The sequence below is a fragment of the Pseudomonas sp. JQ36 genome (assembly GCF_053851495.1).
In genome coordinates this window covers 3,154,656-3,178,064 of the sequence record NZ_CM132642.1, presented here as the reverse complement: position 1 = coordinate 3,178,064, position 23,409 = coordinate 3,154,656, and the positions used below count along the sequence as shown (strand labels likewise).

21 protein-coding genes are annotated in these 23,409 nt (G+C 61.6%); 15 read left to right on the top strand and 6 right to left on the bottom strand.

Annotated elements, in window-relative coordinates:
* Positions 1-39 precede the first annotated feature (39 nt).
* From ACS4NR_RS14240 to ACS4NR_RS14210, 7 genes are all read left to right on the top strand, one after another.
* The gene (locus tag ACS4NR_RS14240; protein ID WP_443535784.1) at positions 40-762 is read left to right on the top strand and encodes a response regulator transcription factor; all 723 of its coding nucleotides are present in this window, start codon (positions 40-42) and stop codon (positions 760-762) included.
* Positions 749-2,173 (top strand): histidine kinase sensor domain-containing protein, encoded by a 1,425-nt coding sequence (locus ACS4NR_RS14235; RefSeq protein ID WP_456017725.1) that lies wholly within the window; start codon positions 749-751, stop codon positions 2,171-2,173. The genes ACS4NR_RS14240 and ACS4NR_RS14235 overlap by 14 nt, the downstream gene beginning before the upstream one ends.
* Positions 2,174-2,366: 193 nt before the next feature.
* Entirely contained in the window at positions 2,367-3,269 is a 903-nt protein-coding gene (gene cysM / locus ACS4NR_RS14230) for a cysteine synthase CysM (RefSeq protein ID WP_026000780.1), read from the top strand.
* Positions 3,269-4,645, top strand: a complete 1,377-nt coding sequence (rlmD, locus tag ACS4NR_RS14225; RefSeq protein WP_456017724.1) for a 23S rRNA (uracil(1939)-C(5))-methyltransferase RlmD — start codon at positions 3,269-3,271, stop codon at positions 4,643-4,645. The genes cysM and rlmD overlap by 1 nt, the downstream gene beginning before the upstream one ends.
* Before the next feature lie 101 nt (positions 4,646-4,746).
* Positions 4,747-6,990: a GTP diphosphokinase gene (gene relA / locus ACS4NR_RS14220; RefSeq protein ID WP_095137164.1), complete on the top strand. Its 2,244-nt coding sequence runs from the start codon at positions 4,747-4,749 to the stop codon at positions 6,988-6,990.
* A gap of 132 nt (positions 6,991-7,122) precedes the next feature.
* Positions 7,123-7,956, top strand: coding sequence for a nucleoside triphosphate pyrophosphohydrolase (gene mazG, locus ACS4NR_RS14215; RefSeq protein WP_456017723.1), 834 nt, complete (start codon positions 7,123-7,125; stop codon positions 7,954-7,956).
* A gap of 26 nt (positions 7,957-7,982) precedes the next feature.
* Positions 7,983-8,525 carry a DUF2058 domain-containing protein gene (locus ACS4NR_RS14210; protein WP_007968960.1) on the top strand — a complete coding sequence of 181 codons (543 nt, stop codon included), beginning with the start codon at positions 7,983-7,985 and terminating at the stop codon, positions 8,523-8,525.
* A gap of 137 nt (positions 8,526-8,662) precedes the next feature.
* On the opposite strand, the gene ACS4NR_RS14205 is transcribed toward ACS4NR_RS14210, so the two are convergent.
* The 6 genes from ACS4NR_RS14205 to ACS4NR_RS14180 form a co-directional block, all read right to left on the bottom strand.
* Complete coding sequence (locus tag ACS4NR_RS14205; protein ID WP_095137166.1) at positions 8,663-8,851, bottom strand: hypothetical protein; 189 nt, start codon at positions 8,849-8,851, stop codon at positions 8,663-8,665.
* 392 nt (positions 8,852-9,243) lie between these two features.
* Positions 9,244-10,464, bottom strand: coding sequence for a beta-ketoacyl-ACP synthase I (fabB, locus tag ACS4NR_RS14200; RefSeq protein WP_007957797.1), 1,221 nt, complete (start codon positions 10,462-10,464; stop codon positions 9,244-9,246).
* 11 nt (positions 10,465-10,475) lie between these two features.
* Positions 10,476-10,991, bottom strand: coding sequence for a 3-hydroxyacyl-[acyl-carrier-protein] dehydratase FabA (gene fabA / locus ACS4NR_RS14195; protein WP_003227150.1), 516 nt, complete (start codon positions 10,989-10,991; stop codon positions 10,476-10,478).
* A gap of 247 nt (positions 10,992-11,238) precedes the next feature.
* Positions 11,239-13,143, bottom strand: coding sequence for a response regulator (locus tag ACS4NR_RS14190; RefSeq protein WP_095137167.1), 1,905 nt, complete (start codon positions 13,141-13,143; stop codon positions 11,239-11,241).
* Positions 13,140-14,072, bottom strand: coding sequence for an ABC transporter substrate-binding protein (locus tag ACS4NR_RS14185; RefSeq protein ID WP_115984154.1), 933 nt, complete (start codon positions 14,070-14,072; stop codon positions 13,140-13,142). Before ACS4NR_RS14185 ends, ACS4NR_RS14190 begins: the two co-directional genes overlap by 4 nt.
* Before the next feature lies 1 nt (position 14,073).
* On the bottom strand, positions 14,074-16,197 hold the full coding sequence (locus ACS4NR_RS14180; protein ID WP_456017722.1) for a TonB-dependent receptor plug domain-containing protein: 2,124 nt from the start codon (positions 16,195-16,197) through the stop codon (positions 14,074-14,076).
* 196 nt (positions 16,198-16,393) lie between these two features.
* Between ACS4NR_RS14180 and ACS4NR_RS14175 the strand changes: the two genes are divergently transcribed.
* The 8 genes from ACS4NR_RS14175 (at position 16,394) to ACS4NR_RS14140 (ending at position 23,356) form a co-directional block, all read left to right on the top strand.
* On the top strand, positions 16,394-17,419 hold the full coding sequence (locus ACS4NR_RS14175) for an NAD(P)H-dependent glycerol-3-phosphate dehydrogenase (RefSeq protein ID WP_007968955.1): 1,026 nt from the start codon (positions 16,394-16,396) through the stop codon (positions 17,417-17,419).
* Positions 17,420-17,437: 18 nt separating this feature from the next.
* Positions 17,438-17,785 carry a DUF4389 domain-containing protein gene (locus ACS4NR_RS14170; RefSeq protein ID WP_007968953.1) on the top strand — a complete coding sequence of 116 codons (348 nt, stop codon included), beginning with the start codon at positions 17,438-17,440 and terminating at the stop codon, positions 17,783-17,785.
* The gene (gene sixA / locus ACS4NR_RS14165) at positions 17,782-18,234 is read left to right on the top strand and encodes a phosphohistidine phosphatase SixA (RefSeq protein WP_456017721.1); all 453 of its coding nucleotides are present in this window, start codon (positions 17,782-17,784) and stop codon (positions 18,232-18,234) included. The genes ACS4NR_RS14170 and sixA overlap by 4 nt, the downstream gene beginning before the upstream one ends.
* Positions 18,235-18,436: 202 nt before the next feature.
* On the top strand, positions 18,437-20,092 hold the full coding sequence (locus ACS4NR_RS14160) for an AMP-binding protein (RefSeq protein ID WP_253151357.1): 1,656 nt from the start codon (positions 18,437-18,439) through the stop codon (positions 20,090-20,092).
* A gap of 31 nt (positions 20,093-20,123) precedes the next feature.
* A complete protein-coding gene (locus tag ACS4NR_RS14155) occupies positions 20,124-20,567 on the top strand; it encodes a hotdog fold thioesterase (protein WP_027612314.1) in 444 nt (147 codons plus the stop codon).
* A 209-nt stretch (positions 20,568-20,776) separates the two neighbouring features.
* Entirely contained in the window at positions 20,777-21,583 is an 807-nt protein-coding gene (locus ACS4NR_RS14150; protein ID WP_456017720.1) for an alpha/beta fold hydrolase, read from the top strand.
* On the top strand, positions 21,580-22,434 hold the full coding sequence (locus ACS4NR_RS14145; protein WP_095137174.1) for an alpha/beta hydrolase: 855 nt from the start codon (positions 21,580-21,582) through the stop codon (positions 22,432-22,434). The genes ACS4NR_RS14150 and ACS4NR_RS14145 overlap by 4 nt, the downstream gene beginning before the upstream one ends.
* Before the next feature lie 115 nt (positions 22,435-22,549).
* The gene (locus tag ACS4NR_RS14140; protein WP_095137175.1) at positions 22,550-23,356 is read left to right on the top strand and encodes a DUF4892 domain-containing protein; all 807 of its coding nucleotides are present in this window, start codon (positions 22,550-22,552) and stop codon (positions 23,354-23,356) included.
* Positions 23,357-23,409: the final 53 nt, after the last annotated feature.

The following is a 23,409-nucleotide window of genomic DNA, read 5'->3' as shown; positions in this document are numbered from 1 at the left end:
TTGAATAATCGCCCAACTGAGAATTATTTGCAGATACTCATGACTCCTGTCTCCGCCGACCTGCCACGCATTCTTGCCATCGAGGACGACCCGGTGCTGGGCGCCTATGTTCACGAGCATCTGGGCCGCAGCGGCTTTGCGGTGACTTGGTGCCAGAACGGTCAGGAAGGGCTGAACATTGCGCGTCACCAGCCGTTCGACGTGGTGCTGATGGACATTCTGCTGCCGGGGCTCGACGGCCTGAAGGTGCTGACACAATTGCGTCAGAGCCATTCGACGCCGGTGCTGCTGATGTCGGCGCTCGGCGCCGAGGCCGACCGCATCAGCGGCTTTCGTCTGGGTGCCGATGATTACCTGCCCAAGCCGTTCAGCATCGCCGAGTTGCATGTGCGGATCGAGGCGATCCTGCGCCGGGTGGCGCTGGATCGGCGCCCGGCAGCGATTGCACCGGCTACGATTCACGGCGCGCTGCGTTTCGACGAAGAACAGTGCGAAGTTTTCTATAACGCGCAAGCTGCCGGTCTGACCCGCAGCGAATACCGTCTGCTGGAAACTCTCCATCGCAACGACGAAGAAGTGCTGAGCAAGGCCTTCCTTTATCAGCATGTGCTGCAACGCGGCTACGCGGCCCACGACCGCAGCCTCGACATGCACATCAGCCAGATCCGCCGCAAACTCAAGGCCATCGGTTACACCGAGCGCGAGGTGCGCACGGTGTGGGGCAAAGGCTATGTGCTGAGTGCCACCGATGAAAATCTCTGAGTTGCCGGGGCGGCATTCGCTGTTCTGGAAACTGGCGTGTCTGCTGGTGGCGTTTTGTCTGCTGATGATCTGGCTGAGCTGGTCGTGGGGCCGCTACATGGAGGAGCGCAACCAGTATCTCTCCGACGAGGCGCGCGGCACGCTGAGCCGTTATGCCAGCGAAGCCGAGCGGGCGTGGCAGCGTGGTGAGCGCGACGGGGTCGATAACTGGTTGCAGAGCATGGAGCTGCGTGAGGCCGCCTGGGTCGGGGTGATCGACCGCAATCTGCAGTCGTTGAGCAGCGAGCCGCTGAATGAACAGGAAATCCAGCACCTGACCTTTTTGCGTGGGCTCGACTGGCCGATCCACAAGAAGGGCCGGCCGTGGCTGCGGGTGCCGTTTCCCCAGGACCCGTCTGCCGGCAGTCTGGTGATCGAGTTGCCCGAGCGTTTCCTGCCGGGGAAATACCGGGTGTTCTGGCGGGTGATCACCAATGGCGTGATTCCGGGGCTGTTCACCTTGCTGCTGTGTGTCGGCCTGTATCGCTTGCTGGTGGTGCCGCTGAACAATTTGCGCGCGCAGGCCAACGCCTGGCGCGCCGATCAACTGAATGTGCGCCTGTCGAGCGGCATTACTCAGCGCCCGGACGAACTCGGCGAACTGGCGCGGGCCTTCGACTCGATGTCCGAACGCCTGCAATCCACCGTCGCCCTGCAACAGCAATTGCTGCGCGACCTGTCCCATGAACTGCGCACGCCGCTGAGTCGCCTGCGGGTGGCCAGTGAAAGCGAGCAGGATCTACGGCAACTGCGCGAGCGCATTGGCCGTGAAGTCGACGGCATGCAACGACTGGTCGAAGACACCCTGCAACTGGCGTGGCTCGACACCGAACGTGCGCCGCTGCCGGACGAGGCGATCCAGATTCAGGCTCTGTGGGAAATGCTCACCGACAACGCCTGTTATGAAAGCGGCTGGCCGAGCCTGCAATTGCAATGCGCGGTGCCGGCGTCATGCTGGGTGCGCGGCAATCTCAACTCCCTGGCGCAAGCGCTGGAAAACATTCTGCGCAACGCCATTCGGCATTCGCCCGAGGGCGGCATCGTACGCCTCGATGGTCGGCGTGATGGTGATCACTGGCATTTGTGGCTGGAGGATCAGGGCGGCGGGGTGGCGGAGAGCGATCTGCAACGGATCTTCTCGCCCTTTATCCGCCTCGACGGCTCACGCCCGGGGGATGGCGGGTTTGGGCTGGGGTTGAGCATTGCGAGGAATGCGGTGCAGCGCCAGGGCGGGATGTTGTGGGCGGAGAATGGTGGGGCCGGGTTGCGGTTGAATTTGCGGCTGGTTGCCGATGACGGCGGCGTGGCGGCTGACGCCTTCGCGAGCAAGCCCGCTCCCACTTTGGATGTGTGTCGTCCGCAGATTGTATAACCAACACCGCCACCCTCCTGTGGGAGCGGGCTTGCTCGCGAAGGGACCCTTCGATTCAACTAATAGTCTCACCACTGGTGAGACTTTTACTGCTTATTCCCATAAACCATAAGCACCGCACTTTGCGTGATATGGCCTGCGAACGTTTGCCGGTATGATAGGCGCCCCCGCACGTCTGGATTGCGAATACGCCATGACCCTGCAGTACCCAACCATCGCCGATTGCGTCGGCAACACTCCGCTGGTGCGTTTGCAGCGCCTGCCCGGTGCCACCAGCAACACCCTATTGCTCAAGCTCGAAGGGAACAACCCGGCGGGTTCGGTCAAGGATCGTCCGGCGCTGTCGATGATCACCCGTGCCGAACTGCGCGGGCAGATCCACGCTGGCGACACGCTGATCGAAGCGACCTCGGGCAACACCGGGATTGCGCTGGCCATGGCCGCCGCGATCAAGGGTTACAAGATGATCCTGATCATGCCGGACAACTCCAGCGCCGAACGTAAAGCGGCGATGACCGCTTACGGTGCCGAGCTGATTCTGGTCAGTCAGGAAGAGGGCATGGAAGGCGCTCGCGATCTCGCTCAGCGGATGGAAGCCGAAGGCCGTGGCAAGGTGCTCGATCAGTTCGCCAACGGCGACAATCCGGAAGCGCATTACACCACCACCGGCCCGGAAATCTGGCGTCAGACCCAGGGCACCATCACCCATTTCGTCAGTTCGATGGGCACTACCGGCACCATCATGGGTGTCTCGCGCTACTTGAAAGAGCAGAGCGACAGCGTGCAGATCGTCGGTCTGCAGCCGATGGAAGGCTCAGCCATTCCCGGCATCCGCCGCTGGCCGCAGGAATACCTGCCGAAGATCTATCAGGCCGATCGTGTCGACCGTATCGTCGACATGGCGCAAAGCGAAGCCGAGGACGTCACCCGGCGACTGGCACGCGAAGAAGGCATCTTTTGTGGCGTGTCTTCGGGCGGCGCGGTGGCAGCGATGCTGCGCCTGTCCAAAGAAGTTGAAAACGCGGTGATCGTCGCGATCATCTGCGACCGTGGCGACCGTTATCTGTCGACCGGCATTTTCGACGCGCCCAACTGATGGCCAAGCACGAGAGAGGCCTGCGCTTCCAGCCCACTGGCGGCAGCAAGGCCGCGCAAATCCCGACCGGCAAAAAACAGCGCTTGAACATCGAGCGCCTGGCCAATGACGGTCGCGGCATCGCGTTTTTCGAAGGCAAAACCTGGTTCGTTCTCGGTGCCCTCGCCGGTGAAGAGGTCGAGGCGCGGGTGCTCGGCGCCCGCGGCAAAGTGGTCGAGGCGCGCACCGAACGCGTGATCAAGGCCAGCGAATTGCGTCGCCCTGCAGCCTGTCAGCATGCCGGCCGCTGTGGCGGGTGCAGCGTGCAGCATTTGCCCCACGCCGAACAGCTTGCCCTGAAACAGCGCATGCTCGCCGAGCAGTTGTCGAAGGTTGCCGGGGTCGCGCCTGACGAATGGGCTGCGCCGTTGACCGGCCCGGAATTCGGCTATCGCCGCCGCGCGCGGATCGCCGTGCGTTGGGACATGAAGGCGAAGCAGCTTGAAGTCGGTTTCCGCGCCGCCGGCAGCCAGGACATTGTCGGTATCAATGAATGCCCGGTGCTGGTACAGCCCTTGCAACCGATCATGACCCGTTTGCCGGAGATGCTCCGTCGTTTGAGCAAACCGCAGGCGTTGGGGCATGTCGAGTTGTTCAGTGGGTCGTCGCTGGCTGTATTGCTGCGGCACATGGCGCCGCTGTCCGAAGCCGACCTGACGATCCTCAAGGAATTCTGCCTGTTCCATGACGCACAACTGTGGCTGCATGGCGAAGGCGAGCCGCAACCGGTGGATGCCACACAGTTGCTGGGCTATCGCCTGGAGCAGTGGGATCTGGAACTGGCCTGGCGGCCGGGGGATTTCATTCAGGTCAACGCCGGGGTCAATGAGGCGATGGTCGCGCAGGCGCTGGATTGGCTGAAGCCGCGCCCCGATGAACGCGTACTCGACCTGTTCTGCGGTCTGGGCAACTTCGCCTTGCCGCTGGCCAAAAGCGTGCGTGAAGTGGTGGCGGTGGAGGGCGTGCAGACCATGGTCGACCGTGCCGCTGCAAATGCTGCCAGCAACAATTTGCATAACACAAAGTTTTTTCAAGCCGATTTATCCCAGCCTTTGACCGATGCTCAGTGGATCGGAAACGGCTTTTCTGCGGTACTCTTGGACCCACCGCGTGACGGTGCTTTCGAGGTGGTGCGCAAGCTCGCGACCCTGGGTGCCAAACGGTTGGTGTATGTATCGTGCAACCCTGCAACTCTGGCGCGCGATACGGTCGAATTGATCAAGCAGGGCTACCGGTTAAAACGTGCCGGGATTCTCGATATGTTTCCTCAGACGGCACATGTCGAGGCCATGGCGTTATTTGAAGCGAGCCAGGATGGCTCGTCTGAATCCGTCTGACCTGTCCGGGCGGCGCTCGCTTTAGCCCCGCGAGCGCATACGGGCGTTGAGGGTCAGCGATTTGACGCATTGAATCTGCGTCGTAGGGAAGGTAAAGCAGCATGGTACAGGTGAGAGCACACCAGCCGATCAACACTGACGGCAGTATCAATCTCGAGGCTTGGCTCGATCACGCGGTCAGTGTCGACATGGCACTGGATCGCGAAGCCTTGAAAGAAGCCTGCGAGTTCGCTCGCGAGGCCGAACAGCAGTCCAATGCCAAGAAGAATCTGTGGGCCGAAGGCTCCGGCAGTTTCAGCACGGGACTGGAGATCGCCGAGATCCTCGCCGACCTCAAACTCGATCAGGATTCGCTGGTTGCGGCGGTGCTGTATCGCGGCGTGCGCGAAGGCCAGATCGAGCTCGCGGCGGTCGGCCAGCGCTTCGGCCCGGTGGTGGCCAAGCTGATCGACGGCGTGCAGCGCATGGCGGCGATCAGTGCCAGCCTCAGCCCGCGCCAGTCGATGGTGATGGGCACCCAGGGCCAGGTGGAAAACCTGCGCAAGATGCTCGTGGCGATGGTCGACGACGTTCGCGTCGCGCTGATCAAACTGGCCGAACGAACCTGCGCCATTCGCGCGGTGAAAACCGCTGACGACGAGAAGCGTAACCGCGTCGCCCGGGAAGTCTTCGACATCTATGCGCCGCTCGCGCACCGGCTCGGCATCGGTCATATCAAGTGGGAGCTGGAGGACTTGTCCTTCCGTTACCTGGAGCCTGATCAATACAAACAGATCGCCAAGCTGCTCCATGAGCGGCGGCTGGACCGTGAGCGTTTCATCAGCGATGTGATGACCCAGCTCAAGGACGAATTGCAGGCCACCGGCGTCGACGCCGACATCAGCGGCCGGGCCAAACACATCTATTCGATCTGGCGCAAAATGCAGCGCAAGGGTCTGGAATTCAGCCAGATCTACGACGTGCGCGCGGTGCGTGTGCTGGTGCCGGAAATGCGCGACTGCTACACCGCGCTCGGCATCGTCCACACCCTGTGGCGGCACATCCCGAAAGAATTCGACGACTACATCGCCAACCCGAAAGAGAACGGCTACCGCTCGCTGCACACCGCGGTAATCGGTCCGGAAGGCAAGGTGCTGGAAGTGCAGATTCGTACGCACTCGATGCACGAAGAGGCCGAGCTCGGCGTCTGCGCGCACTGGCGCTACAAAGGCACCGACGTCAAATCCGGCTCCAACCACTACGAAGAGAAAATCTCCTGGCTGCGGCAGGTGCTCGAGTGGCACGAAGAACTGGGCGACATCGGTGGTCTGGCCGAACAGCTGCGGGTCGATATTGAACCGGATCGGGTCTACATCTTCACCCCCGACGGTCATGCCATCGACTTGCCGAAAGGCGCGACGCCGCTGGACTTCGCTTACCGCGTGCACACCGAAATCGGTCACAACTGCCGGGGCGCGAAGATCAACGGGCGGATCGTGCCGCTCAACTACAGCCTGCAGACCGGTGAGCAGGTCGAGATCATCACCAGCAAGCACGGTACGCCGAGCCGCGACTGGCTGAACCCGAACCTGGGCTACGTCACCACCTCGCGGGCGCGGGCGAAGATCGTTCACTGGTTCAAGTTGCAGGCCCGTGACCAGAACGTCGCGGCCGGTAAAACCCTGATCGAGCGCGAACTCAATCGCCTCGGTCTGCCGGCGGTGGATTTCGACAAGCTGGCCGAAAAGGCCAACATGAAAACCGCCGAAGACATGTTCGCCGCCCTCGGTGCCGGCGATTTGCGTCTGGCGCAACTGGTCAACCTGGCACAGCAACTGGTCGAGCCGGAACGCGGCAACGAACAGCTGGAGCTGATCCCGCGCAAGGCCACCGGTTACAAGCCGGGCAAGCGCGGCGACATTCAGATCCAGGGTGTCGGCAACCTGATGACACAGATGGCCGGCTGCTGCCAGCCGCTGCCGGGCGACGCGATTGTCGGCTACATCACCCAGGGTCGCGGCGTGAGCATTCACCGCCAGGACTGCGCCTCGGTGCTGCAATTGGGCGGGCGCGAGCCGGAGCGGATCATCCAGGTCAGTTGGGGCCCGGTGCCGGTGCTCACCTATCCGGTGGACATCGTCATCCGCGCCTACGACCGTTCCGGTCTGCTGCGTGACGTCTCGCAGGTGCTGCTCAACGAGCGGATCAACGTGCTGGCGGTCAACACCCGCTCGAACAAGGAAGACAACACTGCGCTGATGTCGCTGACCATCGAGATCCCCGGGCTGGATGCGCTGGGGCGCTTGCTGGGACGGATTTCGCAGTTGCCGAACATCATCGAGACGCGGCGTAACCGTACCCCGTGAAGATGGCTTCGTTCGAAGGTGGGAGCGGGCTTGCTCGCGAAGAGGGCGTGTCAGTCGATATTGACGCTGAATGACACACCGCATTCGCGAGCAAGCCCGCTCCCACATTGGTTTTGTGTAGAGGCATGACAGATGTATTCACTTGAAGACCTGCTCCACCTGATGAACCGCCTGCGCGACCGGCAGTACGGTTGCCCGTGGGACATCAAGCAAACCTACGCGACCATCGTCCCGCACACCCTCGAAGAAGCCTACGAAGTGGCCGACGCCATCGAGCGAGGCGACTTCGATCACTTGCAGGGCGAGCTGGGCGATCTGCTGTTTCAAGTGGTTTATTACAGCCAGTTGGCCAAGGAAGAAGGGCGCTTCGAGTTCGCCGGGGTGATCGACAGCATTACCCGCAAGCTGATCCGCCGCCATCCGCACGTGTTCCCCACCGGCGATCTGTATGCGCCGCTGGACGTACCACGCTTGAGCGAAGAGCAGGTCAAGCAGCGCTGGGAAGAGATCAAGGCCGAAGAGCGCGCCGAGAAATCCGCCGCGCCGCAGCAGCTGTCACTGCTCGATGACGTGCCTGCCGCGTTGCCGGCGCTGTCGCGTTCGGCCAAATTGCAGAAGCGCGCTGCGCAGGTCGGCTTCGACTGGCCGGATGCGTTGCCGGTGCTGGACAAGGTGCGCGAAGAGCTCGATGAGGTGCTCGAAGCCATGGCCGAAAACGATCCGCAAGCAGTGGCCGACGAGATCGGCGATCTGCTGTTTTCCGTGGTCAATCTGGCCCGGCACCTGAAGGTCGATCCGGAAACCACGCTGCGTGGCGCCAACGCCAAGTTTGAAAGACGTTTCCGTTTTATCGAACAGGCATTGCGCGACACCCGTCGTCCCATGGAAGATTGCACCCTCGAAGAGTTGGACGCCCTGTGGGGTGAAGCCAAACGTCAGGAAAAGAATTTGCCCAGCTGCGGCTGAGCCGTTGCCCAAGTGAGTAAGCATTAATGAGCCTTTCCCTTCGCGACCAGTTGCTCAAAGCAGGCCTGGTCAACCAAAAGCAGGCCAAACAGGTCAGCAAAGACAAGCAGAAGCAACAGCGTCTGGCCCACAAAGGGCAGGCCGAGCTGGATGATTCGCAGCAGCGCGCCGCCCAGGAAGCCATGGCCGAGAAGGTCAAGCGCGACCAGGAGCTGAACCGTCAGCAGCAGGAAAAGGCCGAGGCCAAGGCCCGCGCCGCGCAGGTCAAGCAGTTGATCGAAGTCTCGCGTCTGCCGAAGCTGACCACCGAGGACTACTACAACTTCGTCGACGACAAGAAGGTCAAGCGCATCTCGGTCAACACGCTGATGCGCAACAAGCTCAGCAGCGGCTCGCTGGCGATCGTGCACCATGCCGGCGGCTACGAAGTGATCCCCCGTGAAGCGGCGCTGAAGATCCAGGAGCGCGACCCGCAGCGTATCGTGCAGCTCAACGTGCAGACCGAAGAGGTCAATGCCGAGGACGATCCGTACGCGGCCTATCAGATCCCTGATGACCTGATGTGGTAAACCGATAAAGCTGTAACAACACAACTGTGGCGAGGGAGCTTGCTCCCGCTGGGGCGCGAAGCGGCCCTTGTTTTAAAACAGGGCCTGCCGCGCAGTCCAGCGGGAGCAAGCTCCCTCGCCACAGGTTCAATATTTGCCTAAGCGGATTTCAGATCCCGCTGCTGTTCCTGCAGTTCCAGTTCGGCCTTGTAGTTGTGGGCGTCGATCTCGTTGTGGAACATGCCGACCAGCAAGTCTTGTTGATGCACATCCCAGATGCGGATACCGGCGGCTACGCCTTCGTGGGACATGTGTGAATCGTCGCGTTCAGTTACTTTTACAGTCATCTGCTAGCTCCAAATCTCAAGTTATCTGCAGCAAGGCGTGTGCAGGACTCTTTTATATGATTTGTTAGCTTGCTAAGTAAACGCTTGATTTGCGCAAGGTGTTGTTGCGGTTTTTGCAACAGTGCTGCAGCCCGCGTAACCCGCGACATTCGGTCGCAGGGTGCAAGGTTTCATGACAGAAGTTTCATTTTCAAGCGCACTGATATCCCTTGTGGGAGCGGGCTTGCTCGCGAATGCGGAGTATCAGTCGCCGTCTTCATACCTGACTCAGCGCTTTCGCGGGCAAGCCCGCTCCCACAAGGTAAAGCGGAGTGCCTGGTGACTTTCTGCAGACCAAAAAAAACGCCCCGAACCAGTCGGGGCGTTTTCATGTGTGGCTCAGCAGCGGGGAATTACTTGCCTTCCCAGCGCTTCAGCACCAGCGTGGCGTTGGTGCCGCCGAAGCCGAAGCTGTTGCTCATCACGGTGTTGATGGTGGCGTTCTCGCGGGTCTTGGTCAGCACCGGCAGATCGGCCACTTCAGGGTCCAGTTCGTCGATGTTGGCGGAACCGGCGATGAAGTTGCCTTCCATCATCAGCATGCAGTAGATCGCTTCGTGAACACCGGCGGCGCCCAGCGAGTGACCGGACAGGCTCTTGGTCGAGCTGATCGCAGGAGCCTTGTCGCCGAACACTTCACGCACACCTTTCATTTCCGCGACGTCGCCGACCGGAGTCGAGGTACCGTGGGTGTTCAGGTAGTCGATCGGGGTGTCGACGGTGGACAACGCCTGCTGCATGCAGCGGATTGCGCCTTCGCCGCTCGGGGCAACCATGTCATAGCCGTCGGACGTCGCGCCGTAGCCAACGATTTCGGCGTAGATCTTGGCGCCACGGGCCAGAGCGTGTTCCAGCTCTTCAACCACGACCATGCCGCCACCGCCAGCGATGACGAAACCGTCACGGTCGGCGTCGTAGGCGCGGGAGGCTTGTTCCGGGGTGTCGTTGCGCTTGCTGGACAGGGCGCCCATCGCGTCGAACAGGAACGACTGGCTCCAGTGCTCTTCTTCACCGCCACCGGCGAAGACGATGTCCTGCTTGCCCATCTGGATCTGTTCCATGGCGGTACCGATGCAGTGAGCACTGGTGGCGCAGGCGGAAGCGATGGAGTAGTTCAGGCCCTTGATCTTGAACGGCGTGGCCAGGCATGCGGAAACGGTGCTGCTCATGGTCCGCGTTACACGGTATGGGCCAACGCGCTTCACGCCTTTCTCGCGCAGGATGTCCAGCGCTTCCATCTGGTTCAGGGTCGACGCGCCGCCCGAGCCGGCGATCAGGCCGGTACGCGGGTTGGACACTTGCTCTTCGGTCAGGCCGGAGTCAGCAATGGCGTCTTTCATGGCCAGGTAGGCGTAAGCCGCTGCGTGGCCGACGAAACGATAGATCTTGCGATCGATCAATTCTTCAAGGTTGAGGTCGATGGAGCCGGAAACCTGGCTACGCAGACCCATTTCAGCATATTCCGGGTTGAACCGGATGCCAGGGCGGCTTGCACGCAGGTTAGCGGAGACGGTCTCTTTGTCATTGCCCAGGCACGAAACAATGCCCAGACCAGTGATAACGACGCGGCGCATGCGAATAACCCTTAGAAGTTGTCAGTGGAGGTGAACACGCCGACGCGAAGGCCTTCGGCGGTGTAGATTTCGCGACCGTCGACAGTCACCGAACCATCGGCGATGGCCAGGTTCAGCTTGCCTTTGAGGACGCGTTTGATATGAATGTTATAGGTGACTTTCTTGGCGGTCGGCAGGACCTGGCCGAAGAATTTCACTTCGCCCGAACCCAGCGCACGGCCACGGCCCGGCAGGCCTTGCCAGCCCAGGAAGAAGCCGACCAGTTGCCACATGGCGTCCAGACCCAGGCAGCCCGGCATCACCGGATCGCCCTCGAAGTGGCACGCGAAGAACCACAGGTCAGGGTTGATATCCAGCTCGGCGACCAATTCACCTTTGCCGTACTTGCCGCCTTCTTCGCTGATCAGGGTGATGCGATCCACCATCAGCATGTTCGGGGCGGGCAGTTGCGCGTTACCTGGGCCGAACAGCTCACCGCGACTGCAGCGCAGCAGGTCTTCCCGAGTAAAGGCGTTTTGTTTGGTCATGCGAGCTCCTCAATAATCCCATGCGGCAGGTGGGGCAAATCTTCCCGGCCGATCGACGCGTTCATGCCTCGTACCGGCAGCCTACTCATAGACTATTGCGTTGTGGTGAAAGTCACAGCACCAAGGACATGAATGTACACTTGTGCACTGAAATTTTTATTCAAGCCTCTTTTGAGGCTTGTTCGGGTGCCTAAGACTGCCGCACTTTCGCTTTTCACGCCAGTCGCAGATGGTCGAAAAACCGTCACTACTGCACCCAGCGCTGCAGAATCTGTTGTAGGTCATTGCGTTTGAACGGCTTCGCCAGGTAATCGTTCATGCCCGCCGACAGGCAGGTTTCACGGTCGCCCTGCAAGGCGTTGGCGGTCAGCGCGATGATCGGCACCTCGCCGCGTCCGGGCAGTTGGCGGATCTGCCGGGTCGCCTCGTAACCGTCGATGATCGGCAACCGGCAGTCCATCAGAATCACTTCGAAATCATTGCCTTCGGCGCTGCGCACCGCTTGCGCGCCATCGTTGGCGACGCTGACGGTAAACCCAAGGCTGCGCAGCATGGCTTCGATGACTGTCTGGTTGACCGGATTGTCCTCCACCAGCAACACATTGCGCCCTTCACCATGCCCGTTGCCATTGGCCGCGCGCGGTGCCGCCAGTTGCGGCAACGTCTGCTTATATAAGGCCAGCGGGATTTCCAGAGTGAACACCGATCCCAGGCCTTCTTCACTTTGCGCGCGCAACGTCCCGCCCATGCGTTCGGCCAGGGTGCGGGCGATCGGCAGGCCGAGGCCAGTGCCGCCATAGCGTCGGGAAATCGAGCTGTCGGCCTGCTGAAAGGCGTTGAACATCAACTCCAGACTTTCCGAGGAGATGCCGATGCCGCTGTCGCGCACGGAACAGGTGAACCACAGCAGTTCGTGATCCAGAGACTGCCACTGCGCCTCGATGCTGACCCGGCCGCGCTCGGTGAACTTCAACGCGTTGCCCACCAGGTTGACCAGAATCTGCCGGATCCGCGTCGGGTCGCCCTGCACCTGCAAGTCGCGCATGTCCTCGGGGATCCGCAGATTCAGGTCCAGGCCACGCTGCACCGCGCTGTGCTGGAACGACTGGGCGCAAGCGCCGATCAGGTCGGCGAGGTTGAACGGGATGTGCTCCAGTTCCAGCTCCGAGCGTTCGATCCGCGAGAAGTCGAGGATGTCATTGATGACTTTCAGCAGATGTTCGGTCGACTCCGAAGCAAGCGCCGCGTACTCGATCTGCTCCTCGGTCATGTCCGTGGTTTCCAGCAACTGCAACATGCCCAGCACACCGTTCATGGGGGTGCGCAGTTCGTGGCTCATCATCGCCAGAAAATCGGATTTGGCGTTGTTGGCCTTTTCCGCCTCCTCGCGGGTCTGGATCAGTTGCGCCATCGCCTGATGTTGTTCGCGGCTGGCCTGTTCCAGTGCCTGGGCGAGGTTGTTGATGTGTTGCGACAGGGCGCCCAATTCAGTGTCATCAACGATTGGCAGCGGGGTTTTGTAGTCGCCTTGCTGTATCGCTTTGACCGCGTTGCCGATATCGCGAATCGGCGCCGACAGGCTGCCGGCCAGACGCCGCGCCAGAACAAAAGTGAAGAGCAGGGCAAACAACGCCAGAATCCCGGCCTTGAGCAGAATTTCCTGCTGGCGCTGACTGAAGGCATCGTTGGACAGACCGACGATCACCCGGCCCAGATAGTCCTCGCTGGTCACGTTATTGCTGGCTTTGGCGTCGTGGAAAAAATCACTGTTGAGGGCGATCCGTTGCAGGCGCACCGGGGCCTGGAATACCTCGACCTGATGCGGGCGGTTGTGCGCGTCGGCGGCTTGCTCAACATAGGCGAGAATCCGGTTGGCGCTGTCCTGCACTTCCAGAAAGCGCACGTTCGGTGTGGCCAGGGTCGCTTTGAGCAGGCTTTCCAGCACTTCGTTGTTGCCGGAAATCACCCCGTACTCGGTGGCGGGCGCCAGTTGGTTGGCGATCAATTGCCCGGTGTGATTGAGCTCCTGACGTAGATCCTGAATCCGCACGAAGGTAAAGAAGCTGATCAGCAGCAGCGTGAGCAGCAGGGCCGGGCCGAGGCTGATCAATTGCGTGCGGGTGTTGATGTCCCAGCGGCGACGCAGATTCATGGGTGGCTTTCTCCTTCAGCCAACTGACGGGCTACAGACGCTTCATCGATTGGCTCGATACCCAGGGAACGAGCGACCTGCACATTACTTGAGACCTTGAAACGATCGGGGTAGAGCGTGCGCGGCCACGTTGCCGGCGGGCGATCCAGCAACTGGTCGAGGATCGCCAGCCAGTCGGGCTGATCGCTGTAAGTGCTGGCGAGGCTGCCGGCCCGCACGAACGCCGCGTTCGGCCCGACCAGCGCCACTTGCCGGGAGTAACTGCTGAGCAGCAGGTTTTTCGCGGTTTTCGGGTTGTACAGATCGGGATCGTCAAGGCCCAGCAACACATCACTGTTTCTCAGCACGCTTTGCAGCGGGCGACTGTCCTGGGTGTTGTCCCAACGCTGGCTGACGATTTGCAGATTCAGCGGCGCTGCGGCCTGGTGCAGCTCCTTGAGCAGGAATTCGCTGTGCTGGTCGAACAGCACGCCGACCCGCCGCACCTGCGGCAGAATCCGCCGAATCAGTTGCAGTTGCCGCCCCAACGGTGGATCGCTCCATAACAGACTCAAGTGCGGCGGTTGTGCGCCACCCAGGCGTTGCCGCGCTTGCAATCGGCTGATGCGCAACACCAGCGTCGCCGGGCCTTGGGGCTCCTGCAGGCGCCAGTCGAGGCTGGGCAGATCGAGCAGAATCATCCGCAAATTGCTTGGCAACTTGCCCGGTGCCGGCAGGCTGGCCAGCGGCTGGAAGCGCACGTTGTCGGTGGGACGCAGCTCGCTCAGGGCCTGGACGAAGGCCTGCACCCCGGGGCTTTCTTCGGCGCCGGTCAACAGAATGTCTGCGGCTTGCACCGCCACGCCGTGCAGCCACGCGGTCAAAAACAGACAGACACCCGCCAGCCAGTGGCCGAGGGTTGGCGTCTTGTTTGGCGTGGCGTAGCGCACCCTAGAACTCCAGCTCGGCGCTGAAGTACAGCACCCGGCGTTCGTCGTAATTGTTGTCGACGAAAGTGGTCGGTTCATTGTCGAGCCGCTGCTGCAGCACGCCGGCCAGTTGCAGTTGGGCTTTGCCCAGCGGGATGCGTTTGGCGATGCGCGTGTCGACCCGTTCGAAGCGGTAGCCGTTGAGCGCGTTGTCGCCGTAATAGAACAGGGCGCTGTTCCAGCCGTGGCCCCAATCACGCAGCCAGCCGGCAGAACCGCTGTTGCGCGCAGTGAATTGCTGATCCAGCGGGTTGCTCGCTTCGGCGTCGACGAAGGCGTAGGTGAAGCGCAGGCGATCAATCATGCTCAGGCGCCAGTCGAGCTGGGTTTCGGTGCCGCGAAAGCGCGAGCTGTTGGCGTTGCTGGCGATGTACTGGTTGTTACGCAGCGGCTCGCTGATCATCCCGGTGATTTCGTCGTAGAACAGCTTCACGTCCACGGCCAGGCCCAGCTCGGCGAAATAGCCGTTGTAGCCCAACTCGCGCGAGCGCATGTGTTCCTGATCGAGATTGCCCGGGCCACGGGTCTTGACGAAGTAGCGCGCCGAAGACTGGCCGTAGGCGGACGGCCGCAGGTTACTTACCTGATAGCTCCAGTTGACGTTGTTCTCGAACATGTCCGGCGAACGGATCGCCTCCGAGTACACCGCGCGCAGGCCATGGCGTGGGTTGATCAGGTAGTTGACGGCGAAGCGGGGCGTCAGTGAATTGCCGATCAGTTGGGTGTCTTCGAACATGGCGCCGCCCTGCAGCAGCCAGTGTTCACTGGCGCGCCACTCCAGTTGGCCGAACGCGCGCCAGGTGGTGTCGTCCAGCGTGCCGTTGAAGTAGGTCTCGGAGTCGGCCCGGTCGTAACGATAGTTCAGGCCACTGACTAGCCGCAGACTGTCGGACAGGCTGAGGGTGTCCTGCAATTCGAGGTCGTAGCGCGACTCGCGGGCGCTTTGGTCGATGTCGCCGCACAGGGTCTGGCTGGCACCGTTGCGCCATTGATCCAGCACTTGATTGGCGAGGGCCATCTCCTGCGGGGTGCCGGCTTCCGGACCGGGGCCGGTGAAGCGGGTGATGTTGCGTGCCAGCCGTTCGGTGTAGTTCGGGTTGAGCTGCCACAGCTGTGTCAGTTGCGGGCTGAACGACACTTCGGCATCGCAGGCGCGCCACACCTGCTGGCGATCCCAGTGTTGGGCCGAGCCCTGTATATAAAGGCTGTGTTCGGGATTGATGTCGAGATTCCAGCGCACCGAGCCGGCGTAATCCTTGGCGACCACGTCGGAATTGTTCCCGGCAGCGGTAATCCCCGAGAACACTGGGCGGTAGGTGTAGGGCCGCTGGTTGCTGCCGTCCTTCGCGTTGATCTGCCAGTCGAGGCTCTGGTTGTCGCTCAGGGTCTGGCTGACCGCGAGGCTGAAGCGGTTCAAGCGGCGGCTGTCGCGATAATCGGCGCCCGTGCGGTCGCTGTCGAAGCCATCGTCTTCCTGGCCGGACAGCGACAGACGCAGGTCGCCGCCATTCCACCCTGTGCCCTGGCTGGCATAGAAATCATTAATGCCACGCTGGCCACGGGTGTACTTCAGGCGCGTGCCGTGGCTGTCCGCCGGATTGCGGGTGATGATGTTGACCACCGCCATCAGCGCGTTGGCGCCGTAGCTGACGGTGTTCGGCCCACGGAAAACCTCGATCCGTTCGATGTCCTCCATGGCCACCGGAATATCGCTCCAGTCCACCGTGGCCAGGCCTGCGCGGTACACCGAGCGGCCATCGATCAGCACCTGCATGCGCCGCGCTTCGCTGGCGTTGGTTCCGTGATAATTGACCGCAGCCTGATTGCCGTTGATGTTGCCGACCATCATCCCCGGTACCAGCCGCAGCAACTCGCTGATATCTCGCGCACCGCTGGCGTTGATCAGCTCACTGTCGAGCACGGTCATGCTCCCCGGCACTTCCGCCGGCGTCTGTTTCAGGCGCGTAGCCGTCAGCACCTGCGGCAGCGTTTCGCTGTCGACAAACAGATCGTCCGCCTGCAACACCGGGCTGAACAGCAGCGCCAGCAGCAGTGACGAACGCGAGGGGGGAGAGCCAAAAGACACGGCACGGCCTTGATCGCAAAGAATTGGCGCGCATGTTAACCGAGGACAGTGACTTTTCCAGTCACGATACGGGCATTTTCCTCGGCTTTATTGGTCTTCTTCCTACAAGTGTCGGTAATTGACGCAGGGGCTGGCCGCGCTCCGGTCGCCCCGTATAATGCCGGCATCGCCACTGGTATGGATTAACGGATTGCATATGACTGAACAGCGCCCGATTGCGGTCCTGGGAGGCGGAAGTTTTGGTACCGCCGTGGCCAACCTTTTGGCCGAGAACGGCCATCAAGTCCGGCAGTGGATGCGTGACCCCGAGCAGGCCGAGGCCATCCGGGTCAACCGCGAGAACCCGCGTTACCTCAAAGGCATCAAGATTCTGCCGGGAGTGACTGCGGTCACTGACCTGCAGGCCACCCTCGACGCCTGCGAGCTGTGCTTCGTCGCGCTGCCCTCGAGCGCATTGCGCACGGTGCTGGCCGCCCACGCCGAGCGCCTGAGCGGCAAAATGCTGGTCAGCCTGACCAAGGGCATCGAAGCCCACACCTTCAAACTGATGAGCCAGATCCTCGAAGAAATCGCCCCGCAGGCACGTATTGGTGTGCTGTCCGGGCCGAACCTGGCGCGGGAGATCGCCGAGCACGCGTTGACCGCCACCGTGGTCGCCAGCGAAGACGAAGAATTGTGCAAACAGGTGCAGGCTGCGCTGCATGGTCGCACCTTCCGCGTATATGCCAGTGCTGACCGTTTCGGCGTCGAGCTGGGCGGGGCGTTGAAAAACGTTTACGCGATCATCGCCGGCATGGCGGTGGCGCTGGAGATGGGCGAGAACACCAAAAGCATGCTGATCACCCGTGCGTTGGCCGAGATGACGCGTTTTGCGGTGAATCAGGGTGCCAACCCGATGACCTTTCTCGGTCTGGCCGGGGTCGGAGATCTGATCGTCACCTGCTCGTCGCCGAAGAGCCGCAACTATCAGGTCGGGTTTGCCCTCGGTCAGGGCTTGAGCCTTGATGAAGCGGTGTCGCGCCTGGGCGAAGTCGCCGAAGGCGTGAACACCCTGAAGGTGCTAAAGGCCAAGTCCCAGGAGGTTGGCGTGTACATGCCGCTGGTCGCCGGGCTGCACGCGATTCTGTTTGAAGGACGCACGCTGGAGCAGGTGATCGGTCTACTGATGCGTGCCGAACCGAAAACCGACGTCGACTTTATTTCCACCAGCGGTTTCAACTGATTCAACAGGAAGCGAGCCATGAACGATCCGAAAACCGAAGCCAAGTACGAATCCATTCTCCTGCGGGTGCTGTGGATGATCGTCTACGTGCTGGTCTGGCAAGTGGCGCAGTTCATCCTCGGCGCCGTGGTGCTGGTGCAACTGATCTATCGTTTGATTTACGGCGCGCCGAGCGCCAGCCTGATGAATTTCGGCGACAGCCTGAGCCAGTTCCTCGCGCAGATCGGCCGTTTCGGCAGCTTTCACAGTGACCAGAAACCCTGGCCGTTCGCCGACTGGCCAACCCCGCGTGCCCCGGAAGGCGAAGCGCCGCACGCCGTGCCGCCAGCGCCGCATCCGGCCCGTGATGAGGAACCCAAGCTATGAAACTCTGGGTGTTGCGTCACGGCGAGGCGGTGCCTTACGGCTCGTGCCCCGATTCCGAACGGGAACTGACCGAGCACGGTCGCCAAGAGGCGTTGAGCAGTGCGGCCCGGTTGATCGGTCAGCCGCTGACGGCGATCTACGCCAGCCCTTATCTGCGTGCGCAACAGACCGCACAGATTGTCCGCGAGGCGCTGGGGTTCGAGCCGGAGATCCGCACGGTCGATTGGCTGAAGCCAGAGAGCGATCCGGACAAGGTCACCGATCAACTGGTGTCGGTGAGCAATGTGCTGCTGGTCAGCCATAACCCGTTGGTGGGCAACCTGCTGAGCTATCTGCAGCACGGCGCCGGGCATCCGCCGGAGAAGGTCGGCACTGCCGGTCTGGCTGAGCTGGAAAGCCCTGAGCTGCTCATCGGCTCGATGACCCTCAACAGCCTCAAGCACCCCTGACGCTGATTCCTTGTGGGAGCGGGCTTGCTCGCGAATGCGGTCTATCAGTGACATTTACAGTGACTGACACAGCGCATTCGCGAGCAAGCCCGCTCCCACAGGGCCCTCATTTTCAGTTGAAATTATTTGTTTGAATTTTCCAACCAAGCACTTGCTTGGTTGACTACGCTTGCTCCAGACCCAAAAAACAGGAGCGAGTCGCATGTCTGCCGCCTTCCGTTTGCCGCTGGACGTGTTTTACGAGCGTGAGGCCCGGCATCCGCGCCAGCGTTTTCTGGTGCAGCCCATCGGTGGCGGGCAGGTCGAGACCCTGACCTGGGCCGACGTCGGTCATCAGGCCCGCTGCGCCGCGCACTGGCTGCGCGCACGGGAATTGCCGCAAGGCAGTCACATCGCGCTGATCTCGAAAAACTGCGCGCACTGGATCATCGCCGATCTGGCGATCTGGATGGCCGGGCACGTCTCGGTGCCGCTGTATCCCAACCTCACGGCAGACTCGGTGAATCAGGTCCTGACGCATTCGGAAAGTGTGCTGGCGTTCATTGGCAAACTTGATGACTGGCCGGGCATGTCGGTCGGTGTGCCGGCGGATTTGCCGACCATCAGCCTGCCGCTGCACCCGCCCGGCGAGTTCGATTTCAGTTGGGATGACCTGCAAAAAAGCTCGCCGATCCAGGACGATCCGCGTCCTGCGGCCGAGCAACTGGCAACCATCATCTACACCTCCGGCACCACCGGGCTGCCCAAAGGTGTGATGCACAGTTTTGCCAATCTGGGGTTCGCCACGACTCGCGGCACGCAACTGTTCGGGCTTAACGAGCAAGACCGGCTGCTGTCGTACCTGCCGCTGTGCCATGTCGCCGAACGCATGTTCGTTGAGCTGGCCTCGATCTACACCGGGCAAACGGTGTTCTTTGCCGAAAGCCTCGACACCTTCATCACCGATCTGCGCCGGGCGCGGCCCACGGCGATGTTCGGCGTGCCGCGGATCTGGACCAAATTCCAGATGGGCGTGTACGGCAAGATCCCGGCCAAGCGCCTGGATTTCCTGCTCGGCCTGCCATTCATTGGCAAGCGGGTCGGGCACAAGGTGCTGGCCGGGCTGGGGCTTGATGCCTTGCGCGTCGCGCTGTCCGGCGCGGCGCCGGTGCCACAGACCTTGCTCAGTTGGTATCAGAAACTCGGCCTCGATGTGCTGGAGGTCTATGGCATGACCGAGAGTTGCGGCTACTCGCACATCTGCCTGCCGGGCCAATACAAACAGGGCTGGATCGGCAAACCGTGCCCGGAGGTCGAGGTGCGAATCGACGAGTCCGGCGAGGTGCAGGTGCGCAGTCAGGCGAACATGCTCGGCTATTTCAAGGAGCCGCAGAAAACTGCGGAGACCCTCACCGAGGACGGTTTTCTGCGTACCGGCGACAAGGGCGAGCAGGATGCCGAGGGCCGCTTGCGCCTGACCGGCCGGCTCAAGGAAATCTTCAAAACCAGCAAAGGTAAGTACGTGGCCCCGGCGCCGATTGAAAACCGGCTGGCGGTGCACTCGCGCATTGAGCAGGTCTGCGTGGTCGGCGATGGCCTGAGTGCGCCGCTGGGCTTGTGCGTGCTCTCGACCGTCAATCAGGAAGAAGGGCGGGCCAGTCTGCATTCGAGCCTGGAAAAACTGCTGGAAGAGGTCAACGCCGTGCTCGACAAGCACGAGCGCCTGCGGCGGCTGGTGGTGGTCAAGGACAGTTGGGCGGTGGAAAACGGTTTTCTCACGCCGACCTTGAAGATCAAGCGCAACGTCATTGAAGACACCTACGGCGCGCGGTTTGAAGAATGGAGCGCGCGCAGCGAGGCGGTGCTGTGGCAGGATTGAGTGACGATCAAAACAACAAAGGAAGCCTGCGATGAGCTTGTGGCGCACCACTCCGAACATCGAGCAGTTGAACGCAATCCAGAAAAACACCATCGGCGAAGTGCTGGATATCCGCTTCGAATCCTTCGACGAAGAATCGCTGACGGCGAGCATGGTCATCGACCACCGCACCCACCAGCCTTACGGTCTGCTGCACGGCGGCGCCTCGGTGGTGCTGGCGGAAACCGTCGGTTCGATGGCCAGCTACCTGTGCATCGATGCCAGCAAGTTCTACTGCGTGGGGCTGGAGATCAACGCCAACCATTTGCGCGGTTTGCGCAGCGGGCGGGTGACCGCGGTGGCCAAACCGATTCACATTGGTCGCACCACGCACGTCTGGGACATCCGTTTGACCAGCGATGAAGGCAAGGCCAGTTGTGTGTCGCGGTTGACCATGGCGGTGGTGCCATTGGGTGAGCAACCGCCGGCCCGGTGATCTGCTGAAGATCACAAGATCGTCCGATCGCGGCCCGAACCTGCGACAGCTCCTACATTGGGATGGGTACCCTGTAGGAGCTGGCGCAGCCTGCGATCTTTTGCTTTTCACGACATCTCCACCACCCTTTCTGGCAGTTATGGTCATTGCTGCCGATCGTGGTCTTACGGACAATCAACATCACGTTTCCCGTTCATGGATAAGCCCGCATGTCGCAACCGATCTTTTTCGCCCACGCCAACGGGTTTCCTTCGGGCACCTATGGCAAGTTGTTCGCGGCGCTGGCGCCCGAGTACCGGGTTGCGCATCTGGACGTGCATGCCCATGACCCACGTTTCCCGGCGGACGACAACTGGTACAACCTGGTCGACGAACTGATCCACCATTTGCAGCAACAGGATCAACCGGTGTGGGGCGTCGGCCATTCGTTTGGCGGCGTGTTGCACTTGCACGCAGCATTGCGCTGCCCTGAGCTGTATCGCGGCGTGGTCATGCTCGATTCGCCGGTGCTGACTCGCACCGACCAGTGGGTGATCCGCGCGGCCAAGCGCTTCGGCTTCATCGACAAACTGACCCCGGCCGGACGTACGTTGGGGCGGCGCGAAGAGTTCGCCGATCTCGACACGGCACGCAGCTACTTTGCCGGCAAGTCCCTGTTTCGCGGTTTCGATCCGGAATGTTTCGATGCCTACCTGCAGCACGGATTGCATACGGTCGGCGACAAGTTGCGTCTGCGCTTCGACCCGGCTACCGAAATCAGCATCTATCGCGGCGTGCCGCACACCAGTCCGGGCCGCACGCGCCAATTGCAGGTGCCGCTGGCCGTGGTGCGCGGGCACAAGAGTCGCGTGGTCATGCGTCATCACACCCGATTCGTCGGGCGCCTGCCGCAGGGTGAAGCACTGAGCATGCCTGGCGGGCACATGTTTCCGCTCGAACGTCCGCAAGACACGGCGCGCCTGCTCAAAGAGCTGTTTACGCGCTGGGAGCGCCGCCAACACAAGGACTGCGCATGAGCCCGACCTTCGAAGAAGTGCGCCTGAGCCTGCCGCATATCGAACTGGCGGCGCACTTGTTCGGCCCCGAGGACGGTCTGCCGGTGATCGCCCTGCATGGCTGGCTCGACAACGCCAACAGCTTTGCGCGCCTGGCACCCAAGCTTAAAGGCCTGCGCATTATTGCATTGGACATGGCAGGGCACGGGCATTCAGGGCATCGACCCAACGGCGCCGGTTATGCGCTGTGGGACTACGCACACGATGTGTTGCAGGTTGCCGAGCAACTGGGCTGGAAGCGCTTCGGCTTGCTCGGGCATTCGATGGGCGCCATCGTTTCGCTGGTGCTGGCCGGTTCGTTGCCGGAGCGCGTCAGCCACCTGGCGTTGATCGACGGGGTGATTCCTCCTACGGACAAAGGCGAAAATGCCGCCGAGCGCATGGGCATGGCCCTGCAGGCGCAGCTGGATCTGCGTGAGAAGCGCAAACCGGTCTACAACACCCTCGACCGCGCCATCGAAGCGCGGATGAAGGGTTTGGTAGCGGTCAGTCGTGAAGCCGCCGAACTGCTGGCGCAACGCGGTTTGATGCCGGTGCCCGGCGGTTATACCTGGCGCACTGATAATCGCCTGACTCTGCCATCGCCGTTGCGCCTGACGCAGGAGCAGGCGATGGCTTTCGTCCAGCGCATCACCTGTCCGGCGCAACTAGTGGTGGCCGCCGACGGCATGCTGGCCAAACATCCTGAGTTGCTGGAGCGTCTACCCTTTAGCCAGGAACAGCTGGCGGGCGGGCATCATTTGCACCTGAACGATGAGTCCGGTGCCGACCTTGTCGCAGACTGTTTCAATCGGTTCTTCGCCATTCCTTGACTTGCACCGGGCAACTGTCGAGGCTGGGCGGGTTGAAATGGGAGACAAACACGATGGATTTCTATACCGCTGCGACCCCGACCCGCCAAGCCATGCCGATCCGATGAGCCTGACTATGCGGTCACTCAGTCTGTTGGCGCTGTGCTGTTTCAGTCCCGTTCTATTCGCTGCCGATGTGCCAGGCAGTCAGGATCTGCAGATCGTGCCACGTCTGGCCGATGCGCAGATTGTCGACTATCGCCCTCCTGTGGAGCTTGAGCGGATTTATCCGCTAGGCTCGATCCGCAAGATCAGCGGCCAGTTGCGCTTTGACGGCCAGGTCACGGCGCGCGGCCAGACCACTTCGGTCACTTACGAGTTGCCGCCGGAGCATTCCGCCACCGAGGCCTTCACCGCCGCCCGCCAAGCTCTGCAAAAGCAGGACGCCGAGTTGCTGTTCTGGTGTCAGGCCCGCGATTGCGGCGAAAGCAGCCTGTGGGCCAATGAAGTGTTCGGCAACGCCAAGCTGTACGGTGCCGATGAGCAACAGGCCTATCTGCTGTTGCGTCTGGCCGCACCGAAGGACAACACCCTGGTGGCGCTCTACAGCATCACCCGCGGCAATCGCAAAGCCTACTTGCATGTCGAGCAGTTCGAAGCGGGCGCGCCGCTGGGCGAGTTGCTGCCGACCTCGGCGACGCTGTTGCGACAGCTCAAAAGCACCGGCGAACTGGACTTTCCCAAGCTGACCGGCGATCCGGATGACACCTGGTTACGACTGATTTCCCGTGGCTTGAACCTCGACACCACCCAACGCGTGACGATTGCCGGACCCAAGGCCGAGGCCTGGCGGCAGGCGCTGATCGGTCAGGGGGTACGGGCGGCGCGGATGGAGGCGGGGAGCGCCGACGGCTCTGGCCTGCGCATCGATCTGTTGCGGTAAGCTGCATCGGGCGTGCACGCGCGGCGTGTTCGCCTACTCTTTGACCGACTGAC

What these genes read in the sequence shown, in the direction of transcription:
- cysM (WP_026000780.1), top strand. Translation starts at nt 2,367, where the DNA reads ATGACCCTGCAGTACCCAACCATCGCCGATTGCGTCGGCAACACTCCG.
- ACS4NR_RS14205 (WP_095137166.1), bottom strand. Translation starts at nt 8,851, where the DNA reads ATGACTGTAAAAGTAACTGAACGCGACGATTCACACATGTCCCACGAA.
- ACS4NR_RS14140 (WP_095137175.1), top strand. Translation starts at nt 22,550, where the DNA reads ATGCGGTCACTCAGTCTGTTGGCGCTGTGCTGTTTCAGTCCCGTTCTA.
- ACS4NR_RS14155 (WP_027612314.1), top strand. Translation starts at nt 20,124, where the DNA reads ATGAGCTTGTGGCGCACCACTCCGAACATCGAGCAGTTGAACGCAATC.
- mazG (WP_456017723.1), top strand. Translation starts at nt 7,123, where the DNA reads ATGTATTCACTTGAAGACCTGCTCCACCTGATGAACCGCCTGCGCGAC.
- ACS4NR_RS14210 (WP_007968960.1), top strand. Translation starts at nt 7,983, where the DNA reads ATGAGCCTTTCCCTTCGCGACCAGTTGCTCAAAGCAGGCCTGGTCAAC.
- ACS4NR_RS14145 (WP_095137174.1), top strand. Translation starts at nt 21,580, where the DNA reads ATGAGCCCGACCTTCGAAGAAGTGCGCCTGAGCCTGCCGCATATCGAA.
- ACS4NR_RS14235 (WP_456017725.1), top strand. Translation starts at nt 749, where the DNA reads ATGAAAATCTCTGAGTTGCCGGGGCGGCATTCGCTGTTCTGGAAACTG.
- rlmD (WP_456017724.1), top strand. Translation starts at nt 3,269, where the DNA reads ATGGCCAAGCACGAGAGAGGCCTGCGCTTCCAGCCCACTGGCGGCAGC.
- ACS4NR_RS14240 (WP_443535784.1), top strand. Translation starts at nt 40, where the DNA reads ATGACTCCTGTCTCCGCCGACCTGCCACGCATTCTTGCCATCGAGGAC.
- ACS4NR_RS14150 (WP_456017720.1), top strand. Translation starts at nt 20,777, where the DNA reads ATGTCGCAACCGATCTTTTTCGCCCACGCCAACGGGTTTCCTTCGGGC.
- ACS4NR_RS14160 (WP_253151357.1), top strand. Translation starts at nt 18,437, where the DNA reads ATGTCTGCCGCCTTCCGTTTGCCGCTGGACGTGTTTTACGAGCGTGAG.
- sixA (WP_456017721.1), top strand. Translation starts at nt 17,782, where the DNA reads ATGAAACTCTGGGTGTTGCGTCACGGCGAGGCGGTGCCTTACGGCTCG.
- relA (WP_095137164.1), top strand. Translation starts at nt 4,747, where the DNA reads ATGGTACAGGTGAGAGCACACCAGCCGATCAACACTGACGGCAGTATC.
- ACS4NR_RS14190 (WP_095137167.1), bottom strand. Translation starts at nt 13,143, where the DNA reads ATGAATCTGCGTCGCCGCTGGGACATCAACACCCGCACGCAATTGATC.
- ACS4NR_RS14175 (WP_007968955.1), top strand. Translation starts at nt 16,394, where the DNA reads ATGACTGAACAGCGCCCGATTGCGGTCCTGGGAGGCGGAAGTTTTGGT.
- fabB (WP_007957797.1), bottom strand. Translation starts at nt 10,464, where the DNA reads ATGCGCCGCGTCGTTATCACTGGTCTGGGCATTGTTTCGTGCCTGGGC.
- fabA (WP_003227150.1), bottom strand. Translation starts at nt 10,991, where the DNA reads ATGACCAAACAAAACGCCTTTACTCGGGAAGACCTGCTGCGCTGCAGT.
- ACS4NR_RS14170 (WP_007968953.1), top strand. Translation starts at nt 17,438, where the DNA reads ATGAACGATCCGAAAACCGAAGCCAAGTACGAATCCATTCTCCTGCGG.